This is a genomic window from Kibdelosporangium aridum (genome assembly GCF_900176515.1).
Lineage (GTDB): Bacteria > Actinomycetota > Actinomycetes > Mycobacteriales > Pseudonocardiaceae > Kibdelosporangium > Kibdelosporangium aridum.
The window spans coordinates 2,174,215-2,195,538 of record NZ_FWXV01000001.1 but is presented as its reverse complement, the minus strand read 5'-3'; the positions used below and the strand labels follow the sequence as shown (position 1 = coordinate 2,195,538).

The window sequence follows — 21,324 nt, the reverse complement described above, 5'->3', positions numbered from 1 at the left end:
ATTATCCAAATGGTGAACCCGCCTTCCTGGTACCAACTTAGCCGCTGTGAGGGGCATGTGTCAACTCTGGGGTACGAAGCGGAATTGCGGTCCGAGCGCAGCTACGTCGAAGGGCTCTACACACGGCTCGACGCCGAGCGCGCACGAGTGAAGGGGGAGTTCCAGGCGGCATTGCGCGGAAACGGCGGGACGGCTGTGGAACGCGACGTCGAGGTCCGTGCGCTTGCCAAAGAGGCGAAGCGGCTGGACGTCGCGGACAACGGATTGTGTTTCGGCCGCTTGGACACCATTTCGGGGCACCATTCCTACATCGGCCGGATCGGCATTTTCGACGAGCAGAACCAGTACGAACCGGTGCTGCTGGACTGGCGGGCACCCGCCGCGCGCCCGTTCTACACGGCCACGGGCGCGAATCCGGAGAACATGCGCAGGCGCCGTCAATTCCTCACCCGCGGGCGTCAGGTGGTCGACTTCACCGACGAGGTGTTCGGCCATCCCGGCGAAGACGACCGAGGCGACGCGGCCCTGCTCGCGGCGGTCAACGCACCGCGCGGCGAGGGGATGCGTGACATCGTCGCGACGATCCAGGCCGAGCAGGACGAGATCATCCGGCTCGACCACCCGGGCGTACTGGTGATCGAGGGCGGCCCGGGCACCGGGAAGACAGTGGTGGCGCTGCACCGCGTCGCCTATCTGCTCTACACCCAGCGCGAGCGGATGGAACGCCACGGTGTGCTCGTGGTCGGGCCCAACCCGGCGTTCCTGAACCACATCGGCCGGGTGCTGCCATCGCTGGGCGAGTCCGACGTGGTGTTCATGACGCCGGGTGATCTTGTGCCCGGCCTGCGCGTCACCGCCGAGGACGCACCGGACGCCGCGCGGCTGAAGGGATCGCTGAAGATCCTTGACGTGCTCACGGCGGCGATCGCCGACCGGCAGCGGCTGCCGGAGCAACCGATACCGATCCAGTTGAAGGACGTCACGGTCCGCATCGACGCCGAGACCGCGGAGTGGGCGCGGGACGAGGCCCGCTCCAGCGGGCTGCCGCACAACGAGGCCCGCTCGGTGTTCGCCGAGATCGTCACGTACGTGCTCACCGAACGTGCGCTCGGCCGGATCGGCAAGGGCTGGCTGACCAGATCGGACCGGGAAGCATGGGAGGAGATGCGGGCGGACCTGCTCAAGGAACTCGCGGAGGACGAGGTGTTCACCGCGGCGCTCGATGAGCTCTGGCCGATCCTGACGCCGGAAACTCTGTTGGGACCGCTGTACTCGTCGCCGGAGCGGTTGCGTGCCGCGGGTGCTGACCAAGCGCTCCTGCGTACCGACGGCGAGGCTTGGACGGTGTCGGACGTGCCGCTGCTCGACGAGTTGGTGGACATGCTGGGACGCGACAAGGCGGTGGACAAAGCCGCCGAGCAGGCGGCGGAGCGAGAGCGGAAGGCCGATGCGGAGTACGCCGCGGGCGTAATGGACATCATGCGGCTGGACTACGAGGAAATGGACGAAGATGTCCTGCTGCGTGCCGACGACCTGCTGCGCTCTACGGAGCTGGCGGACCGTTTCGTCGAGCGCGATACCCGTGAACTGGTCGAACGTGCTGCGGCGGACCGGGACTGGACCTACCGGCACGTCGTGGTCGACGAGGCACAGGAACTGTCCGAAATGGACTGGCGGGTGCTGATGCGGCGCTGCCCCAACCGGTCCTTCACGGTCGTCGGCGACCTGGCGCAACGCCGGTCGGCCGCCGGAGCGCGGTCGTGGGGCGCGATGCTGGATCCGTACGTGCCGGGCCGCTGGGTCTACCGGTCGCTGACGGTGAACTACCGCACCCCGGCGGAGATCATGAATGTCGCCGCCGCGGTGCTCGCCGAGTTCGCACCCGGTGTCCAGCCGCCGGAGTCGGTGCGCGCGAATGGCGTCCAGCCGTGGTCCAAGCGGGTCACCGAGGACGAATTGACCGCTGCCATCGAGGAATTCGTCCGCGACGAAGCCGACCGTGAGGGCACCAGCGTCGTGATCGGGCCGCCGGGTGTGCCGGGTACGGTGCCGGCGTCGGAGACGAAGGGCTTGGAGTTCGACGCTGTGCTGGTCGTGGAGCCAGAACAGATCCTGGCTGACGGCCCACGCGGCGCGGCAGAACTCTACGTCGCCCTCACCCGTGCCACTCAGCGCCTGGGGGTCCTGCACCAGGGCCCGTTGCCGCAGGCGCTGAGCGGACTCGCGGAAGCCGTACAGGTGTAGGGATGCATATGTGGCCGGCCCTGGCGCAGGGCTGGCCACATATGATCAACGTTGTGCCGTTACTGCGTTTCGACGATCAGGTGCCCGTCCGTCCACGCAAGATCGCCGTGGCCGGTGCGGCCGGTTCGGGCAAGTCGAGTCTGGCTCGCTTGCTCGGGCAGTGGGGCGATCTGCCGTACGTCGAACTCGACTCGCTGTACCACGGACCTAATTGGACAGTCCGGGACACATGGATGGACGAGGTCGAACAGATCGTCAGGGGCGACGCCTGGGTCATCGAATGGCAGGGCGAAGAGGTCCGCACGCAGGTCAGCGAGAACGCGGACTTGCTGGTGTGGCTGGACCACCCGAGGTGGCTGACCACCTACCGGGTCATCAAACGCACGTTGAGCAGGCGGATCAACAAGACCGTGCTCTGGTCGGGCAACACCGAAGGGCCGCTGCGGGAGTTCTTCACCGACCCTGACTACATCGTGAAGTACTCATGGCGGATGCACCCGTTGATCCGGCAACGGGTGATCACGGTCGTCAAGGAGAACCGTTTCCCGAAGCTGCACGTGGTCCGGCTACGCGGCCAGCGCCAAGTGACCGCCTGGCTCAACGGCCCGCTCCGGACCGCCCTGGCTCGCTCCACAGTGGACTAGGGCGTCAGCAGTAGCCCGGCGCTCGTGATCAGGCCTGGCAGCACGGACCAGAACCGGCGTGGACGGTGGGTCGGCCGGGTGGCCCGGCCAACCCGGGCACGTCAGAACTGCAGGCTCCATGCGTTGATCCGGCCGACGTCCGCGTTGGCCGCGTCACGGACACGCAGCTTCCATGTGCCGTTGGCGACCTCGCTGGACGCGTTGATCGTGAAGGTCCCGGTCAGGTTGTCGGCGCTGCCGCCAGCACGGTTGTGGATGTTGTAGGCGGTGCCGTCGGGAGCGACGACATCGACGATGAGGTCACCGCGGTAGGTGTGCACGATGTCGACGCCCACGCTCAGCGCGCTGGGTGCGTTGCCGGGAACGCCCGTCACCGTGATCGGGCTTTCCACAGTGGAAAGATCCGGGATCGCGACGTCATCGGGGTTCTCGAAACGCGGCCCAGGAGGTGCGACCGGGCCCGACAGCGACCAGATCGCGGTGGCGATCGCATCACTGTTACGGTCCAACGCGGTGGCGTTGACGTTGCTCGTCGTGTCGCAGGAACGGTGGTAGCACCGGTCGTAGGCGACTCCGCTGCTGCCGCCCCACTTCTGCGCTTGCGCTGCCGTCATGATCCCCTCGGCACCGGTGAACAAGCCACCGATCGGGATGCCCGCCCTGGCGAAGGCGGCGTGGTCGGAACGCCCGCCCACCGAGGTCAGTTCGGTCGGCACGCCGATGCCGGTGAAGTGCGCTTCCAAAGCCCGCTGGATGTCGATGGAGCCGGTGGGCTGGCCGCTGGCGCTGTATACGAAGTAGCCGGGGTTGGGCGAGCCGATCATGTCGAAGTTCAAGTAGCCCTTGATCTTCGCGCGCTCGGTGCCCGGCAGGTTGTTGACGTAGAAAGTGGACCCGACCAGGCCGAGCTCCTCAGCACCCCACCAGCCGAACCGCAGGTGCTTCTCCGGCTGGAAGTTGGTGCGGGCCACGGTCAACGCGACTTCCAGCAGCCCCGACGACCCCGTCCCGTTGTCGTTGATGCCAGGACCCGCGGAGACGCTGTCGAGGTGAGCACCCGACATCAGGACGTTGTCGGCGTTGCCGCCCGGCCAGTCCGCGATCAGGTTCCAGCCGGTCGCACCGCTGGAGGTGAACTGCTGCAAGCTCGTGGTGTACCCGGCGGCGTTGAGCTGAGCCTGGAGGTAGTCGACAGAGGCCCGGTAGCCGGGACGGCCGTGCGCTCTGTTGCCACCGTTGTTGGTGGCGATGTTCTGTAACGCGTTGACGTGGGCCTGGACGTTCGCGAGCGGAATGTCCGGCGCCGCAAGCGGTGCCGGTAACGCCGTCGCGGTTGATCCGATCAACAGCCCGCCCGCGGCCAGCGCGGTGGCTGTCAGCGTGGCGAGCAGGGTTCGCGTACGCATCGGGTGCTACCTCCAGCGAGAATGGGGACGATCCAGGTGAGCTTCCCTGGCACTCGCTGTGCGAAGTAGGTCCGTTCGGATCCGGTTGTTCCCAGTTGCGGGCTAGTGCGAACCGCCGTGCAGGATCCGGAAGCGGTCGGGTCGCGCCGGATCTCGATCAACGACTTGGACCGGTGGCCACGTCCATTGCCACACGTTGATGCCGGGCGTGCGGGAGAACTGGATCTTTCCGCGGGTGCCTTCGACGGCGACGCGCGGCCAGGAATCGGCGATGCGCGCCCGGTCCACGCCGTGAGAGCGCAGCACATCCGCGAGGACGGTGATCGTGTCGTAGCCCTCGAAGGCGACGAAGGAGGCTGGTTCGGCCAGCCGCTCACGCAGGGCCGTCTCGACTCGCACTCCAAGTGGGGTGAGGCGCTCGGGCAGGTAGCGCAGGAACGGGATCGCGGCGCCGTCGTCGCCCAGCAACGCGGCCCATTCGGCGAACTCCGGTTGCCCGGCCGGAGCACCGAGCACGATCTCGGCGAGGCGCTGGTCGCGGCGGACAGCCTGGACGATCGACACCGCCGGTTCTGGGTGGCCGACCAGAAGAAGGAGAGCCGTCGCGCGACTGTCGACGAGCGCGTCGCACACCGCCGCGGGGGTGAGTGAGCTCATGTCGAGTTCGACGACCGAGCCGCCACGCGGAGCGAGGTAGTCCCGCAGAACGCGGATCCCAGATGCCCAGTAGACACTCGACTGGGCGGCTACGGCGATCCGCCGTCGGCCCGCGCTGAGCAGGAAATCTGCGTAGATCTGCCAGCCGCGGGACTGTGGCGGGCAGAGGCGTGCGACCCATTCCGTCGGCTGGTCGGTGAGCGCGTCGAGAACCGCTGACGAGCACAGGAACGGCAGGCCGAGGGCGTCGGCACGGGCAGCGGCAGCGCGAGCGACGACGCTGTGATACTCACCCGCCAGGGCGGCCACGCCCATGTGGGCCAATTCGTCGACGGCCGCCTCGGCCTTCTGAGGATTGGCCGCGGTGTCCCGGACCACCAGCTCGAGTGGTCGTCCGGCGATCCCGCCGGCGTCGTTGACGTCGCGAACGGCCAGCTCGAGTCCGGCGAGCAGGTGTCGGCCTGCTTCGGCCCAGCCAGGCCGAGTCAGCGGAACGAGAGCGCCAATCTGGACGGTCTGCTCCATTCCAGGTGGCGATGGTGGCCTGTTCATGTGTTGAGCCTACGACCCTCGGCCGTTCTGGTTGAGCGACGCCACGACTGCGCGGATTGTGGGGCTACGGAACAGGTCTCGCAGTTTGACGGTGGGCTGGTTGCGTGCTCGCAGCGCGGCGTTGATGCGGACCGCCAGCAACGAGTTGCCGCCCAGCGCGTAGAAGTCGTCGTCCAGGCCTACTGGGACGCCGAACACCTGTCCCCAGATCTCCTGGAGCGTGCTGGCGAGTGAGGAATCGACCGGGGTATCTGCCGAAGCCGTCGACAAAGCCGGTTCGGGCAACCTCGACTGGTCGAGTTTTCCGTTGGTGGTCAGGGGGAGGGCGGCCAACGCGGTCACAGTCGCTGGAACCATGTAGGACGGAAGGACCGAAGCCGCTCGTTTTCGGACGCTTGCCGTGTCGAGCGAAGCCGGGCAGACGTAGGCGTCGATCCGGGCTGAGGCGCCATCGCCGCGGACGACTACCGCGACCGACGTGACGTCTGGGTCCTCCAACAGCACCGCGCGGATCTCGTCCAGTTCGATTCTGAAGCCGCGGATCTTCACCTGGCTGTCGATTCGGCCGAGGTGCTGCAGCGTTCCGTCGGGCAGCAAGCGGCCTAGGTCTCCGCTGCGGTACATCGTCCCTTCCCGATAGGGATCGGGCAGGAAACGGGATGCGGTCAGTTCCGGCTGGTTGAGATAGCCCTGGGCCACACCCGCGCCGCCGACGTAGATCTCGCCCGCGACTCCCGGTGGGATCAACGCGCCGGAGGAGTCCATCACGTACACATGCCAGCCGGGGAGGGCTGGGCCCACTGAACGGGACGCCGAGAGGGCCATCGCGCGGGTGAACGTCTGGTGTGTCACGTGCACAGTGGTCTCGGTGATGCCGAACATGTTCACCATTCGGCACGCGGGGTGGGAGTCCAGCCAGCGCAACAACATCCGGGCGTCCAGCGGCTCACCGCCGAAGACGACCAACCGGGCGGGTACGTCGGCATGGGAGACATCCAGCAGTTGGGCGAAGGCGGACGGGGTCTGGCTGAGCACCGTGACTCCGGCGGACACCAAAAGGTCGCGGAATCGGGAAGGATCACGGGAGTCGTCATAGGAGACCACGACCAGACGGCCGCCGGTCAGCAGGCAACCCCAGATCTCCCAGACTGAGAAGTCGAACGCGCTGGAGTGGAACAACGTCCACACGTCGGACGGCCCCAGGTCGTACTCGGGGCGGGTGGCGTCGACGAGGCTGATGACGTTGCGATGCGGGACAACCACGCCTTTCGGGCGGCCGGTCGAGCCAGATGTGTAGATGACGTATGCGGGCGAGTCAGGGGGCACAGGCGCGGAAAAGACCGCCTCGTGCAGCAGTGAGTCTGGCGTGACGACCGAAGAACCGGGGAACTCGGCGAGTCGGGTGATCACCAAGCGGGCATCGGCGTCCCGCGTTGTGTACGACAGCCGCTCGGCGGGGTAAGCCGGGTCGACAGGGACGTATGCCGCCCCGGCCTTCAACACTGCCAAGAGAACCACGACCAGCTCAGGTGTCCGGTCAAGGCAGACAACGACCTTGTCGCCATCGCCGACACCCGACGAGCGAAGCCCACCAGCCATGCGGGAGGACAAAGTGTCCAGTTCGGCGTAAGTCAGATCGCCGACAGCGACCGCGGAAGGCTGCGCGGCCACAACACGGCTGAAGGCCTCGGGGATGGAAACCGGAGTGGCCGGCAAAGGTTCCGACTGGCCCAGCGCGACAATCCGGGCGACCTCGGCAGAACTCAGCAGCGAAGGCGGGATACCGTCGCGAAGCTGGGCGTGCACGTGCACGAGGTGCGAAGCGAACTGGGCGATGATCTCCGGGGAGAAGTGGCTGCGCAGGAAGTCGAAGCGCACGCACCCGTGCAGGACCGACACAGTCAGCGGATAAACCGGGGACAGGCAGGGAACGTACTCGGCATCAGGCAGTGGCAGGCCGGGTTCGAACAGCATGCCGACGGCCGGAGTCGGTCCGTAGCACTGCAAGACGAACTCCAGCGCGGCGGGCCACAGCGAAGTGGATGTGTCGCAAGGCAAGGAATACGTGCCGACGCCGATACCCGAGCCCAGGCCCCATTCCGGCGGTGCGCAGGAAACAGCACTCTCCGTACGAGGAGCCACGATCACCAGATCGGCCACGCCGTCGGTGTATCGCAACAGCACGCACCGCGTGTCCGAAGCCGGTCGTGCCAGCTCGATCGCCGCCCGCCGGCCATCGGTCGAAGGTGCCGGCACGTCCTCCACCCATACCCCAGGTGTGGAGAATGGTGCCGTCAGCCGGATACGCAGTGCGTGGTGCACAGTTCCCCCTCTGCTCAGCGTGCGCTGAATCCGCCGTCGACGGTCAGCACGGATCCGGTCACCTGACGCGATTCGTCGGAGGCCAGGTAGACCACGGCGGCTGCGATGTCAGCCGGTTCGATCAGCGCGTTCATCGGCTGGGCTTCCACAAAGGCTGACTCGTGGTCGGAGACGTCCAACGCGTGCGCGATTTCGGCCAGCATGCGGCCTTCCATCTCGTTGTCGTCACGGACCGAGCCCGGGCAGATGGCGTTCACCCGGACCTTGACCGGGGCGTAGTCCAGCGCTGCTGCTTTGGTGAGGCCGATGACGCCGTGTTTCGCGGCCACGTAACCGGCGAAGTGCCGGTAGCCGACCAGGCCCGCGGTCGAGGCGATGTTGATGATGCTGCCTGATCGGGCCGCGCTCATCGCCTTGCCGACCACGTTGATCATCCGCCAGGTCCCGGTCAGGTCCACGTCGATCATCAGCGTCCACTCTTCCTCGCTGATCTCGTGCACCGGTTTGCCCGACGGCGCGGCGATTCCCGCGTTGTTCACCACCGCGTCGATCCGGCCGTACCGGTCGACAGCGAGATCCACCGCGGCCCGAAGCGTTCGGACATCCCGAACGTCGGCGGGCGACGCAAGCACCGATGATCCGAGAGACCGGCACAGCGAAGCCGTGTGTTCCAGCTGGCCGGCTGTGCCCAACGGGTACGGAACGCCGGGCATGTCCCGGCAGATGTCGAGCAATGTCAGATCGGCGCCTTCACGGGCACAGGCTAGCGCGGTCGCCCGGCCGAGGCCGCGCGCCGCGCCGGTGATCATGACGGTCTTCCCAGTCAGTCGCATACCGAGTCCTTGATCAGCTCCAGCAGCGGTCCGGCGGTGGTGAGATACATGTGGCCACCGGGCAACTCGGTCGACGTGAAGTCCTTGCTGGTGGCCTTCACCCACGCAGCCACCTGGTCCGGGCTGACCAACGAGTCCGAGGAGCCCCGCAGCGCGGTGATCGGAGCGGCCAGTGGCAGGTGGGTCGAAGGCACGTAGCTCTCGTGCATCTGCACGTCGGCCCGCAGCGTGGGCAGGATCAGTTCCCGCAACTCCTCGTCGTCCAGTGCCTCGTCGCTGAAGCCCGCGAACTGGCGGACCTGGGCGACGAAGGCGTCATCGGACAGGCCGGTCGCCCGCCCGGGCCGGGGCGTATGCGGTTCGGTCGACCCGCTGGCGAACAGCCGGACCACCTCGAAGTCCAGATCCACCAAGCGATGCGCCAGTTCATAAGCCAGCACGGCACCCAAGCTGTGCCCGAACAACGCGACCCGGCGGTCGGAACCCAGTGAGCCGAGCAGTTCGGGAAGCAACCCGTCGACAGCCGCGTGCACATCGCGGTACGGCTCCTCGTCGATGCGCCGCTCACGGCCGGGAAGCTGCAACGGCAGCACCGGGAACCGAGAGCTCCACGCGTAGTAGAACGACGCTCCCGACCCCGCGAAAGGCAGACAGATCAACGGAGTCATCGCGGCAGCCTCGCGTCGTAGGTGATCGGGAGCGTGGCAAGGCCCCGGCTGGTCGAGTTGTCGAAGATCCACTCCAGCTCACCGGGAGCCACCGCGAGCCGCAGGCCGGGAAGGCGGCGCAGCAGCGTCGGGAACGCGATCGAACCCTCCACCCGGGACAGCGGGGCGCCGGCGCAGAAGTGCGCGCCGTGGCCGAAAGCGAAGTGCTTGTTCGGTGTGCGGGTGATGTCGAGCCGGTCGGGGTTCTCGAACGCGTCCGGGTCGCGGTTGGCCGAGCTGAGCAACAGGTGGACGAAGCTCTCCTTGGCGATGTCCACGCCGTTGAGCGTGATGTCCTCGGTGGCGATCCGGATCGTGCCGCGGAACACCGGCGCCTCGAACCGCAGGAACTCCTCGACCGCGCTCTCGGCCAGCGACGGGTCGTTGATCAGCAGCTCAAGCTGGTCGGGGTGCTGCAACAAGGCCTGCGTGCCGTTGCCGATCAGGTTCGCGGTCGTCTTGTGGCCGGCGATGATCAGCAAGACCAAAGTGGACACCAGCTCGTCCTCGGTGAACACGTCGTCCTCGTCGGCGGCCCGGATCAGCACACTGACCAAGTCGTCACCGAGGTCCTCGCGGCGATCGGCCAGCAGGTCCAGCAGGTACTGCTCGATCTTGTCGCTGGCCACCCGCAGCAGCCGGTTGCGCTCCTCGTCCGGGTACGGCGCCTCGCTGAGCATCACCACGTCCGCCTGGACCTGCGGCCGGTCGTGGTCGGGGACCCGGAGGAACTCACTGATCACGCGCATCGGCAGGCTGTAGGCGAACTTCATCAGATCGACCGGGCCTGTCGCGGGGAACTCGTCGATCAGATCGTCGGTGATCTGCTGGACACGCGGGCGCAGCAGCTCCATCCGCCTTGGCGTGAACGCCTTGCTGACCAGCTTGCGCAGCCGGGTGTGGTCCGGCGGGTCGGCGGTGATCATGTTCTTGATCAGCACCGGGCTGGCGTCCCGCAGCTGGTCCTGGAACCACTGCGGGGCCGCGTCAATGCGTTTCGACAGGCGTGGATCGGTGAACGCCTTCAAGGCGGTGGCGTAGTCGGCCACGACGTACGCCTCGGCGCCGGGCGGGTGGTCGATCTTGTGCACGGGGCAGCCGGAGCGCAGTTGCGCGGCCCAGCCGTGCGGGTCGTCGCCGGGTGAGTTGAAGAACTCGGGCGGGAGCGTCTTGTCGGTGGCGGTCACAGCTTCGACTCCTCCAGTTGTTCCGGACGGGGCAGCCGGCGCATGGTCGGCGTGAGAGTGGTGAAGGCGACGGGGACGGCGATCGCGCCGACGAAGGTGAACACCGCGAACGGCCCGCCGAGGTCGAAGATCACGCCGATGGTGAAGATGCCGATCGGCTGGACCAGCATCGACAGGAAGAACACCGCACCGAGCACGCGGCCGTGCAGCTTGTCCGGCGCCAAAGCGGCCACGTAAGCCAGGAACAGCGCGCTGACGATCGGGCCGCGCAGGAACACCACACCGACGATGACGCCCATGACGATCACGTTCGGCACGATTGCGAGCAGAGCGGCCGCGACCGGTCCGACCCACGCGGCGAACCACATGATCCCGCTCGGGGACACGTGCTTGAGCACCCAGGAAGCGAAGAACGAGCCGATGAGGCCACCTGCGCCGGCGAACGCGACCGAGATACCGATGACCGCCGACTCGGTGCCCTTGTCGTTGGCGGTCGCGGCGAGCGCGATGAACACCCCGGTGTGGTTGAACACCAGGTTGGAGCCCATGATCCAGGCCAGCGACCAGAACAGGATCGGCTCACGGCGGATCAGCCGGAAACCGTCCTTGGCGTGCCGTTTGCCGTCGTCGGCGATCGTCGACGCGGCCTGCATCGGCTTCTTGATGAACATCAGCAGCGCGGTCGAGATCAGGAACGACACCGCGGCACCGAGGTACGGGAAGGCCCGCGCGATGCCGAACAGCCAACCGGCGGCGGGCGGGCCGACCAGAGTGGCGCCGAAGAACCGGATCTGGTTCTGCGAGATCGCGGTCGGTACTTGCTGAGGCGGTACGAGTGCCTTGATGGCCGCGAGGCTGGCAGGCTGCGAGACGCTCAGGCAGACGGCCGAGAGCATCGCGATCACCAGGATCACGCCGAGGTCGGCGTTGCCGGTCATGACCATCACGGCCAGACCACCCAGCAGCGCGACCCTGATCAGGTTGCACCAGATCAGCAGCTTCTTGCGGTCGAACCGGTCGGCGAGCTGACCGGCAGTCAAGGAGGTCAGCCCGGCGACGACGAGCTGGAGCGACGCGACCAACCCGGCCCACAGTGCCGATCCGGTGGTGGCCAGGATCAGCAGCGGGTAGGCGAACTCGGCGGTCTCCTTCGCCACCGCGGCGAAGGCCTCGCTTGTCCAGAGTGCTTGGAAGTTGCCGTTGCGGCGCAACGGGATGAGTTTTTCTTCCTGAGCCGGTGGCGCTTTAGTGACCATGGGTGTCTCCTGAGTGGACGTGAACGGGCAGTAAGTCCCGCAGCCCGGCCGCGAGGCCGTGGACATGCGGACTGGTCAGCATCGACCAGTGGTCGCCCGCCACCGGGTGGATGCGGACTGGGCCTTGGTAGACCCGGTTGAGCTTGGTGAGCAGCGTGGTCACCGTCTTGGTGCCGGCATCGGCCTTGAACACCGTGACCGGGCAGGAGACCGGCTTCGGCCGGTATCGCAGCATCGCGCTGATGTTGCGGACGAACTGGTCGCGGACCTCCGGCGCGCGCCGGACCCGCCGGCCGATGGGACCGATGCCCAGCATCGCGCTGGCCTGTGACCAGGCGCTGCCAACGAGATATTCGGCATCGAGGCCGATCGGCCTGCCGATCGCGGGGATGTGGCCGTCGAGGCAGACCAGCATGTCGACGTGGCCGAGTTGGGCGGCCACCTCGTGCGCGACGATCGCCCCGAACGACCAGCCGCCGACCGTGTACGGACCTGACGGCTGGATCTCGCGGATGCGCTCGACGTAGTGCGTGGCAAGAGTTTCGACCGACCGCGCCGGACGGGACGGCTCAAGGCAGCGGACCGGGCGATCGACCAGCTCGACGAGCTGCTGATAGCCGAGTGCGGTCCCCATCGCGTCCGCGACCAGGAACAGTGGTGACTCCGCCGGGGCGTCCGCTTCGGACAGCCGGACGAGTTCGCCGTACGTGGCGTTCGCGGAGAACCCGACAGTGGGGATTTCCCGGCCGGTCTTCTCCCGGACTTGCCGCAGCAGGGTGACCAGCATCAACGACTCGCCGCCGAGTGCGAAGAAGTTGTCCGATTCGGACACTGACGCGACACCCAAGGTGCGGCACCACAAGTCGGCCAGCGGCCCACGGGGAGCAGCCGTGGCGATCTTTCCCGGCGTCACTTCGACATCAGGATCGGTCGGTGCGAAGGGATGTGACGGCAACGAGCACCGCAGTGACTCGGTATCGTCCGGGAGCGCGGAATCCACGCCGTGTTCCCACAGCGTGCCCAAGGCTCGCAACAGGTCGCGCTCGGGATCGTCTGACGTGCCCAGCAACGGAATCGTGGTGTTGTCGGCGGACCAGGAAGGATGATGGCGCACTGTGCTGATCATCGATGCGCCCGGGCCGAGCTCGACGAAGGTCCGGAAGCCCGCCGCGAGCAGGACGCCCGCGCCATCGGCGAGCCGCACGGTGTTGAGCATCTGGCCGGTCCAGTAGTCCGGGCTGAGCACCGATTCGGGATCTGCCCAGTCACCGGTCTCGTTGGAGACCAGCCGGATGCGAGGGGTAAGTGCGGGCGTGGCGGCAAGGGCGGCCTGCAGGGAGGCTGCGGCGGGCTTCATCAAGGGGGAATGGAACGCCCGTCGGGTGGTCAATGGGCGGGCTTCGTGTGCGGCGAGGAACTCCTCCATGGCCGCGACCGGACCGGAAACCACGGTACGGCCGGGGCCGGCGACCGCGACCGCGATCTCCGGACCACAGTGGACCTCAGTTGCTTCGATCGTGGCCATCAAGCCGGGTTCGGTGTCCCACATCGCCGTCGCGCGTTCGAAGACCAAGTTGGCCGCGACATCTGGTGTCCACACGCCAGCCAATGCGGCAGCGGTGTACTCGCCGACGCTGTTGCCGAACATGGCGGTCGCGTTGACGTCCCATTCGTTGAGCTGACGGCCTAGGGCGTAACCCAGCGCGAACAACCCGAGCTGCTGGTGAACCGTGTTGGCGAACCAGTCAAGACCTTCGCCTTCGGTGATGACAGGGGAGAGGTCGACTGTCACCGCGTCCGCGACCTCGTCGAAAGCCGTTTTGAACGCGGGCAGCAGACGATAGGGCGCCGCACCCGCGGCCGAGCGCAACGTCCCCTGGCCGGGGAACAGGAACGCGACCTTGCCCAATGTCCGAGGCTCATCCGAGGGTGCGGTCTCGCGCAGCAGGATCGCTGCCTGCGCGACGTCATCGGCGACGATGGCCTGCCGATGACGGTGAAACCGCCGTCCGGTGAGTGTTCGTGACACCTCGGACAAGATGTGGCCGGGCACGTGGGCCGCCAGGTCCTCGCGGCTGCGGCTGAGGGCATCGGCGGACGCGGCGGATACCGGGAGAATCCGCTTTCCGTTCCGAAGTGGACGGCCGCGCTCGGGTGCGGCCTTGACGATGACGTGGGCGTTGGTCCCGCCGACGCCGAACGAGCTCACGGCCGCCAACGGAACACCTCGTTCCGGCCAAGGCCCGGTGGACGTGCACACCTGGAACGGCGTGGATTCGATGTCCAGCAACGGGTTCGGCTCGTCGTAATGCAGTGTGGGCACGACCTCGCGGTGCTCCAGCATCAGCACGGTCTTGATCAACCCAGCGATCCCCGCCGCGGCACCGGTGTGCCCGAGGTTGCTCTTCACGGCACCGAGCAGGCACCACCCGGTGGCGTCCGTGCTCGCTCGGAAAACGTCGGTGAGTGCCTGGACCTCTACTGGGTCGCCCATGCGTGTGGCTGTGCCATGCGCCTCGACATAGTCGATGTCCGCCGGGTCGATTCCGGCTATGTGCTGGGCGTATCCGATGACTTCGCGCTGCCCGGTGATCGACGGCGCGGTGTAACCCATCTTGTCGGAGCCGTCGTTGTTCAGCGCCGAACCCAGGATCACCGCCGCGACCCGGTCGCCGTCACGCAGCGCGTCCTCAAGTCGCTTGAGGACGACCACGCCAACACCTTCACTGGGGACCGTGCCGCCCGCGTTCGCCGAGAAAGGCCGACAATGCCCGTCAGGCGAGAGGATGCCGCCAGCTTCGTACAGGTAGCCCCATTCACCTTTGGCCATCACGGTGACGCCGCCTGCCAAAGCCACATCGCACTCGAAACCAAGCAGGCTTCGCACAGCCATATGGGTTGCGGTCAACGAGGTCGAGCAGGCCGTCTGCACAGTCACCGCAGGCCCGCGCAAGCCGAGTTTGTACGCGACTCGGGTGGCCAGGAAGTCCTTCTCCCGCCCGATGACCTCGGCCAGCTCACTCTGCGAACCGTCCGCCGCGCGGCCGACGACATCGGCTCCGGCGTACAGCCCGATCCAGCCAGGAAATCGAGTCGGATCGATGCCCGCGTCGTCGATGGCGGACGACGCGCATTCCAGGAACACCCGCTGCTGCGGATCGATCCCGGCAGCCTCGGCCCGGCTGTAGGAGAAGAAATTCCAGTCGAAGGCGTGCGAGCCCGCCAGGAAACCTTTGGCGGGAACGAACTCGGGGCGACGCGCGACCTCAGCCTGTACCCCACGTGCGACGGCCTCGTCACGGGTGAACCGGGAGATCCCCTCGACGCCCGAGCGCAGGTTCGCCCAGTACTCACGGATGTCCGCGGCCTTGGGGTACCGGCAGGCCATGCCGACCACGGCTACCGCCATCACCGGCCTCCGAGCTCGACGTACAGGTGGTCAAGGCCGACGTACGAGATGTTCGGCCCCCATACGGCCCCGTTCTCCGCGAGCCGTGCGTCCGGGAACCGCTGTACGAACCGCCGCAACGTGGTCGCGGCCTCAAGCCGGGCGAGGGGAGCGCCGACGCAGTAGTGCGAACCGAACCCGAAGATCAGGTGCTGGCGTTCGGACACTGGGCAGCCGGGGCGGTCCTCGAGCAGCGCGCCGCCCGCCAGCGACACCATGACCAAGTCCCCGGATCGCAGCCGCGAGCCGGCGAACTGGAAATCCTCCGCGACAACTCTGGAGACGTTCCGCAGCGGCGGCCGCTGCACGAGCACCGACTCGACGATCGCCTCGACGCCGTCATCCGCGCGCACCGCCGCCCACAACGCAGGATCGCTGAGCACGGCCAGAATGCACGAGCTCAGCAGCGACGCGGTGGTTTCCAGGCCACCGAACAGGATCATCGCCCACGTCGCGGTGTCCTGCGGTGATTCCCGCGCCAGGCTCTGCTGCATCTGGAGCATCACCTCGTGTGCGCTCTTGGCGTGATCACGCCGGTACATCGCGGCAATGAACGCCGAAAGCCGCTGCGACCACGTGTGCAGGACCGAAGGCGGCTCATCGACACCCACGATGTGCGCCATCACGCGCCCGGACACGGCCTCCGCCAGACTGGGCACGACGTCACCAGTTCGTGCCAGATCCTCCAGGCACCAGTCGACGATCTCGGTGATCCGAGGCGCGAGCGACCGGATGTAGGACGGGGAAAGCAAGCGCTGCACGGGTTTGCGCAGTGCCGCGTGCTGCGGGTCGTCGGTGTGGACGAACCACAGCCGCAGGAACTCGGTGAGTGGGTGGTGCTCCTGCCGTGCCTGCTCGGTCATGTACAGCTCGCAGAGCCGAGCCGAGGTCTGTGAGGAGAAACCCGGGTGGTTGAGCACCTGCCTGGCCAGCGCCGGGTCGGATACGACCCAGCACTCCAGGCCGTCATCCCAGTCCATGCCGCGTACGTCGTCGGCTGCCAGAGTCATACCTTGCCAGCCTTCTCGATCAGGGAGTGCAGACCGGCCGGAGTCGGCGACAACAGGAAGTCACGCAGCCGCACAGTCACCCCGAGCTCGTCCTTGACCATGCGGATCAGCCGCAGAGCGCCCATCGAGTTGCCGCCGACCGTGAAGAAGTCCGTCTCCGCGGTGAACTCGCTGGTCAGCGCTTCAGGCAAGGCCATGCTGAAGAACGCCGAGATCGGCGCGAGGTCCTCTTCGGGCTCGTGCGGGACGTGTTGCCCAGCAGGCACTGCGACCGCAGCCAGCGCACGCCGATCCACCTTTCCGTTGCTGGTGACTGGAATCCGATCCACGACGGCCCACAGCGTCGGCACCATGTACACGGGCAGCTGCTCGGCGAGCATGTCCCGAAGCTCATCCGTGCCCACGCTCATGGCCGGGACAACAGCCGCGATGAGCCGTTTGTCTGCGCTGTCACCGTCACTCACCAGCACGACAGAGTCGCTCACGCGCGGATCGGCAGACAGGACGTCGTTGATCGCGGACAGTTCCACGCGATAGCCGCGCAGCTTGACCTGGCTGTCCCGCCTGCCAAGGAACCGCAGGCGGCCTTGCGTGTCGATCCGCACGAGGTCACCCGTGCGGTACAGCCGCTCGGGAACATCGGGGGAGAAGTGCCCGAAGCACCGGGCGGTTTCCTGCTCGTCGCCGATGTAGCCATCGGCCAGGCCGGCACCCGCGGCGTACAGCTCACCGACTGCCCCAGGGGGGATAAGGCGATGCCGGTCGTCCAGTACGTACACGCGGGTGCCGGGGATCGGGGTACCGATCGGCAGTGGGCCGTCGACCTCGGCAGGAGAGGCCACGGTGTGCGTCGCGGTGAATGTCGTGTTCTCGGTCGGGCCGTACCCGTTGGTGATCAGAATGCCCGGATGCCGCTTGAGCACACGTGCCACGTGCTCGTGCGGCACGACGTCGCCGCCGGTGATGAGCTGGCGCAGCCCGCGCAGCGAGTCCGGGGCGAACTCCTCGACCAGCCGGAACAGCCCTGCGGTCAACCACGCGACGCTGACCTGCCGCTCGATCAGGAACGCACCCAGCTCGGTCGGCGACGGGATCCCGGCGGGGTAGATCTCCATGGTGGCGCCGGACACCAGGGGTCCCCAGAACTCCAAGGTGGACGCGTCGAACGCCAGCGGTGACAGGCGCAGGACACGCTCGCCTGGGCCGAGCCGGACAAAAGGTGCCTCGTGCACAAGCCGCACACCCGCGCTGTGCGGAACCGCCACTCCCTTCGGGACACCGGTCGACCCTGAGGTGAAGGCGACATACGCGATCCGGCCGGGCTCTGCGGGAACATCGGCGGATGGCCACCCGGGTTCCCAAGTCGCGCAGACCGGGTTGCCGTAGGGGCCAAGGGCTTGCGGATCGGCGACAAGTGCCGCCTTCGCGTCGGCCTTGGCCAGGATCTTCGCGGTGTGCGCGCTGGGCGCACTCAGGTCGACGCCGACGTACGCCGCGCCAGCCCACGTGATCCCGAGTACCGCCACGGTCTGCGCGATCGACCGGTCCAGACCGACCAAGACCCGGTCACCGGGCTCAACACCCGCCGCCCGTAGGACCCTGGCCTGCTCAGCCGCGGCTCCCGCCAGTTCGGCATAGGTCAGCTCGACATCGCCCTCGCGGACAGCCACAGCATCGGGTGTGCGGCGGACGGCATCCCGGAACAAAGAGTCCAGTGTGGACTCAGGGAAGTCCTGGCGGGCGTCGTTCAGCTCGTCCAGCACAGCGCGCCGAGCCGGGGAAATACACCGCAAGTCCGCCAACGCGGGATTGTCAGCGGAGGTCAGTTCGTGTGCGGCCGTGGCGAAGTCGGCGGCGAAGCCTTCCGCGTCCGCCTTGCTCCACACGCTCGTCGCGTACTCGACCTGCGCGGTGAGCGTCGGCTCGGACTGACCGAACAGCAGCGACATGTCGAACTGGGCGCCACCGCCGTGGCCCTCTTCGACCCTGATCTGCCCGGTGCTCGTCTGGATACGGTGCGGCAGAAGCTGATCGTGCATGCCGAAACACACCTGTACCAGCGGGTGCGCACCGAGATTGCGGTCGACTCCCAGCCGGTTGACCAACTCGTCGAACGGCAGCGCACCCGCGTCGATGCTCCGTGCCACCGACTCCTGCACGGATCGCAGGAAGTCGGTGACCGGCTGGTCTTCGGCCACCTCGACCCGGATCGGAACCAGATTGCCCGCCACCGCGATCAGTTCAGCGAGTTCGGCTGTGTCGCGGCCGTAGAGGGACACGCCGATCAGCATGCTTCGCGCGCCAGTCCATCGGCTCAACGTCAGGGCATAGGCGCCGAGCAGGAAAGCGAACCGCGTGACGCCGATGTCCTGCGCATGCGCCTTGACCTGGGCACTGACGTCCGGCCCCAGGTCAAGCGTGATCCGCTCGCCGCGCGGGTCCTGGATCGACGGGCGCGGCCGGTCGGCGGGCAGCTCCAGCACGGTAGGCACGCCGTCGAGGTGCTTGAGCCAGAACTCGGCCTGACGGTCCCATTCGCCGTTGTCCCGCGACATCTCTTGCCGGGCGATGAGTGCGCGCATGGTGGGAGCGGGTTGTGTGTACGGCGAGGGCTTCCCGGCTACGAAGGCGTCGTAGTTGGTGAAGATCTCCGTGAACAACAAGCCGATGGCCCAGCCGTCGAGCACCATGTGGTGCCCGGCGAGCACAATCGCCTCCCCAGCCGCACTGACCACGCGAACAAACCGGAATGCCGGAGCAGCCGTGAGATCGAACGGCCTGCGGCCGTACTCGGCGGCTGTCGCACGGACGAACTCGTCGAAGTCGCTGCCGGTGTGCTGGACATCGGTGATCTCGGCCGTGTGCTGGCTGAGTACAACGGGTTTGACGTCCCCGTCCTGTTCACGGAACACAGTGCGCAAGCCGGCGTGCCGCGCGACTGTCGCCGCGACCGCCTGCTCGAACGCGCCCTGGTCCACCTGCCCGCTGTCCACGAAGCACGTGAACACCAGGTTGTACGTCGACCCGCCAACGACTTTCTCGGTCATCCACATTCCCCGCTGGGTCGGGGAAAGGACGTCGGCCGACTCGGCCACCGGTGCGTCTTGGGATGCGATCCCGGGTATGGCCAGCACCTCGGAGAGGGGAGTGGCCGACAACAGGTCGGCGACGGGAATGCGGACGCCGTGCCGTTCCTGCACCAACGCGGCGAGGCGCATCGCGCGCAGCGAATCCCCGCCCAGCCCGATGAAACTGCGCGTGGCGAACCCGGTCACGTCAGTGTCCGGGCCCAGGACCGCGACCGCGTACTCGTCCAAAGACATGGTTCGCCTCCGTGGGCAATTGGAATGAGTGAGGGTGCAGATTAAGAGAATTGACGGCTATTACGGACGGCGCGCCCGCGCTGCGTTGATCAAATCGGCACGACTGGTGCCACGGAAACCGGAGGTGGCGGAATTGTCCGATTCGGCGAGGAGCTTGGAATGACCCTTGACGGTTCCGGCCCTGAAAAGATCGACAGTTTTCAGCGCGCGGCCGGTTGTCTGATTGAGTCGCTCTACGAGCAGGACAAGACGCAGCGAGTCACCACCCTGGTCGAAAAAGGTGATGTCGTCGGCTACTTCGGCGACGCCGAGTACTTCCCGCCATACCGAACGGACGATCTCCAGCCGTTCGTCGGCATCGGTTAAATGCGCGTCAGCGGTCTGCTGGTCGGACACGGAACGGCTCCTCTGTGGAATAGGCGAGGTCAACGGCACTACGGCGTAGGCCGGAAAGCAGTGTTTCGATCGTCGGCTGATCGAACAGATCCGTCGGGTAGTCGATCGCCAGCGTCATGCGGCTGCCCGATCCGGACTGGTCCAGCCGGACGAACAGGTCAAGGTCGTACTTGGTGTACACCGGGCCGTCGAGCCGGTATCTGCCGGTCACGCCGGGTGCGAGGGGCAGCTCGAGTGGCAGGTCGTCCACGTTGACCAGCACCGGGGTCAACGGCGGCCACAGCACTTGCCGGCCGGGGTTGAGCGCGGCCGCGATCGAGTCCAACGGCACATCGCTGTCCATGAACGCTTCCATCGCGCCGGCTCGCGCGTTGCGCAGCAGCTCACGCCAGGTTGTGGAGTCGTCGAATCGGACACGCAACACGAGCGTGCACATGAACATGCCGATCGCGTCCGCGGTCGCCGGATCCTCACGGCCTGGCCAGCCGAGCGCGAACAAGAAGTCCCGCTGGCCCGAACATCGCGACAAAGTGCCTGCCAGCAGGGCTACCGCGGTCATGAAGGGGGTGCAGCCCTCCTGCCCGGCGACCGCCATGACCTTGCCGGTCAATTCCTCGTCCAATTCAACGGAGAGGTTCGCGCCGAGAACCGAAGCGTGTGCCGGGCGCCGGTCGTATGGCAGCTCCACAGTCATGGGGGCGCCACGTAGGCGTTCGACGGCTTCGGCCACGCGCTCCGCGTCCGGCTGCGGTGGCACAACCACGTCGGCAGGGTCGATCGACATGGTCGTGGCGGGCCGCTCGCCACGGGATATCGCCTGGTAATTCGCGATGACCTCGTTCACGAGCAGATGCCGCGACCAGCCGTCGAAGGAAATGTGGTGCATGGTCAGCACCAGCAAAGTCGTGTTCTCGTCGGCCTTGATGACCTCGCCGCGCGCTTGCGGCTCGGTGGCCAGGTCGAACGGGGTCCAGCAGAGCATGTCGACCAGCCGGTCGAGCTCCTCGGCGGTCCAGCCGTCGGCGAGCGCGTCGATGAAACCGACTTCACCAGCCGGTCCGTCGGTCCGGTACTCCACGCGCAGCGTGGTGGTGTCGAGGCGGAACCGCGACCGCAATGCCGGATGCCTGCCGAGCGCGGCCTGAGCCGACTCGGCCAAAATGGCGTTATCGACTCCACCGGTGAACTCGAGCACCGTAGGAATGAGATATGTCGGCCGTAGTTTGTCGTCCTTGTCCAGAACCCAAATGCCCTGCTGGGCCGGTGTCGCCAATTTCCAGATGGCGTTATCTGTCACTGCGTTACCCACGCGAACTGACCCCCTGCGCTACTTCCCCCC

Annotated in this window: 14 protein-coding genes; 2 read left to right on the top strand and 12 right to left on the bottom strand. The window is 67.0% G+C overall.

Annotation, left to right across the window (positions count from 1 at the left end; genetic code table 11):
• Positions 1 to 57 precede the first annotated feature (57 nt).
• Both helR and B9C43_RS09440 read left to right on the top strand, forming a co-directional pair.
• A complete protein-coding gene (helR, locus tag B9C43_RS09445; protein ID WP_200825470.1) occupies positions 58 to 2,244 on the top strand; it encodes an RNA polymerase recycling motor ATPase HelR in 2,187 nt (728 codons plus the stop codon).
• Between the two features lie 53 nt (positions 2,245 to 2,297).
• Positions 2,298 to 2,888, top strand: coding sequence for a P-loop NTPase family protein (locus B9C43_RS09440; protein ID WP_084425685.1), 591 nt, complete (start codon positions 2,298 to 2,300; stop codon positions 2,886 to 2,888).
• Positions 2,889 to 2,989: 101 nt separating this feature from the next.
• Here the strand turns inward: B9C43_RS09440 and B9C43_RS09435 are convergent, their stop codons facing one another.
• From B9C43_RS09435 to B9C43_RS09385, 12 genes are all read right to left on the bottom strand, one after another.
• On the bottom strand, positions 2,990 to 4,294 hold the full coding sequence (locus B9C43_RS09435; RefSeq protein ID WP_084425490.1) for a M28 family peptidase: 1,305 nt from the start codon (positions 4,292 to 4,294) through the stop codon (positions 2,990 to 2,992).
• A 102-nt stretch (positions 4,295 to 4,396) separates the two neighbouring features.
• On the bottom strand, positions 4,397 to 5,503 hold the full coding sequence (locus B9C43_RS09430) for an ABC transporter substrate-binding protein (protein ID WP_084425489.1): 1,107 nt from the start codon (positions 5,501 to 5,503) through the stop codon (positions 4,397 to 4,399).
• Between the two features lie 9 nt (positions 5,504 to 5,512).
• Entirely contained in the window at positions 5,513 to 7,759 is a 2,247-nt protein-coding gene (locus B9C43_RS09425; protein ID WP_200825469.1) for a non-ribosomal peptide synthetase, read from the bottom strand.
• Positions 7,760 to 7,839: 80 nt separating this feature from the next.
• Positions 7,840 to 8,658, bottom strand: a complete 819-nt coding sequence (locus tag B9C43_RS09420; protein WP_084425488.1) for an SDR family oxidoreductase — start codon at positions 8,656 to 8,658, stop codon at positions 7,840 to 7,842.
• Positions 8,649 to 9,326 (bottom strand): thioesterase II family protein, encoded by a 678-nt coding sequence (locus B9C43_RS09415; protein WP_084425487.1) that lies wholly within the window; start codon positions 9,324 to 9,326, stop codon positions 8,649 to 8,651. The genes B9C43_RS09420 and B9C43_RS09415 overlap by 10 nt, the downstream gene beginning before the upstream one ends.
• Positions 9,323 to 10,552 (bottom strand): cytochrome P450 family protein, encoded by a 1,230-nt coding sequence (locus tag B9C43_RS09410; RefSeq protein WP_084425486.1) that lies wholly within the window; start codon positions 10,550 to 10,552, stop codon positions 9,323 to 9,325. The genes B9C43_RS09415 and B9C43_RS09410 overlap by 4 nt, the downstream gene beginning before the upstream one ends.
• Entirely contained in the window at positions 10,549 to 11,808 is a 1,260-nt protein-coding gene (locus tag B9C43_RS09405; RefSeq protein WP_033387383.1) for an MFS transporter, read from the bottom strand. Before B9C43_RS09405 ends, B9C43_RS09410 begins: the two co-directional genes overlap by 4 nt.
• Complete coding sequence (locus B9C43_RS09400; protein ID WP_084425485.1) at positions 11,798 to 15,217, bottom strand: type I polyketide synthase; 3,420 nt, start codon at positions 15,215 to 15,217, stop codon at positions 11,798 to 11,800. The genes B9C43_RS09405 and B9C43_RS09400 overlap by 11 nt, the downstream gene beginning before the upstream one ends.
• Positions 15,217 to 16,266, bottom strand: a complete 1,050-nt coding sequence (locus B9C43_RS09395) for a cytochrome P450 family protein (RefSeq protein ID WP_084425484.1) — start codon at positions 16,264 to 16,266, stop codon at positions 15,217 to 15,219. Before B9C43_RS09395 ends, B9C43_RS09400 begins: the two co-directional genes overlap by 1 nt.
• Positions 16,263 to 19,589, bottom strand: a complete 3,327-nt coding sequence (locus B9C43_RS09390; RefSeq protein WP_084425483.1) for a non-ribosomal peptide synthetase — start codon at positions 19,587 to 19,589, stop codon at positions 16,263 to 16,265. Before B9C43_RS09390 ends, B9C43_RS09395 begins: the two co-directional genes overlap by 4 nt.
• A gap of 60 nt (positions 19,590 to 19,649) precedes the next feature.
• Positions 19,650 to 19,985, bottom strand: coding sequence for a phosphopantetheine-binding protein (locus tag B9C43_RS55470; RefSeq protein ID WP_160096432.1), 336 nt, complete (start codon positions 19,983 to 19,985; stop codon positions 19,650 to 19,652).
• On the bottom strand, positions 19,963 to 21,282 hold the full coding sequence (locus B9C43_RS09385) for a condensation domain-containing protein (protein WP_160096430.1): 1,320 nt from the start codon (positions 21,280 to 21,282) through the stop codon (positions 19,963 to 19,965). Before B9C43_RS09385 ends, B9C43_RS55470 begins: the two co-directional genes overlap by 23 nt.
• Positions 21,283 to 21,324: the final 42 nt, after the last annotated feature.

Coding starts and splice junctions, on each gene's coding strand:
- B9C43_RS09435 (WP_084425490.1), bottom strand. CDS start 4,294: ATGCGTACGCGAACCCTGCTCGCCACGCTGACAGCCACCGCGCTGGCC.
- B9C43_RS09430 (WP_084425489.1), bottom strand. CDS start 5,503: ATGAACAGGCCACCATCGCCACCTGGAATGGAGCAGACCGTCCAGATT.
- B9C43_RS09420 (WP_084425488.1), bottom strand. CDS start 8,658: ATGCGACTGACTGGGAAGACCGTCATGATCACCGGCGCGGCGCGCGGC.
- B9C43_RS09415 (WP_084425487.1), bottom strand. CDS start 9,326: ATGACTCCGTTGATCTGTCTGCCTTTCGCGGGGTCGGGAGCGTCGTTC.
- B9C43_RS09405 (WP_033387383.1), bottom strand. CDS start 11,808: ATGGTCACTAAAGCGCCACCGGCTCAGGAAGAAAAACTCATCCCGTTG.
- B9C43_RS09400 (WP_084425485.1), bottom strand. CDS start 15,217: ATGGCGGTAGCCGTGGTCGGCATGGCCTGCCGGTACCCCAAGGCCGCG.
- B9C43_RS09395 (WP_084425484.1), bottom strand. CDS start 16,266: ATGACTCTGGCAGCCGACGACGTACGCGGCATGGACTGGGATGACGGC.
- B9C43_RS09390 (WP_084425483.1), bottom strand. CDS start 19,589: ATGTCTTTGGACGAGTACGCGGTCGCGGTCCTGGGCCCGGACACTGAC.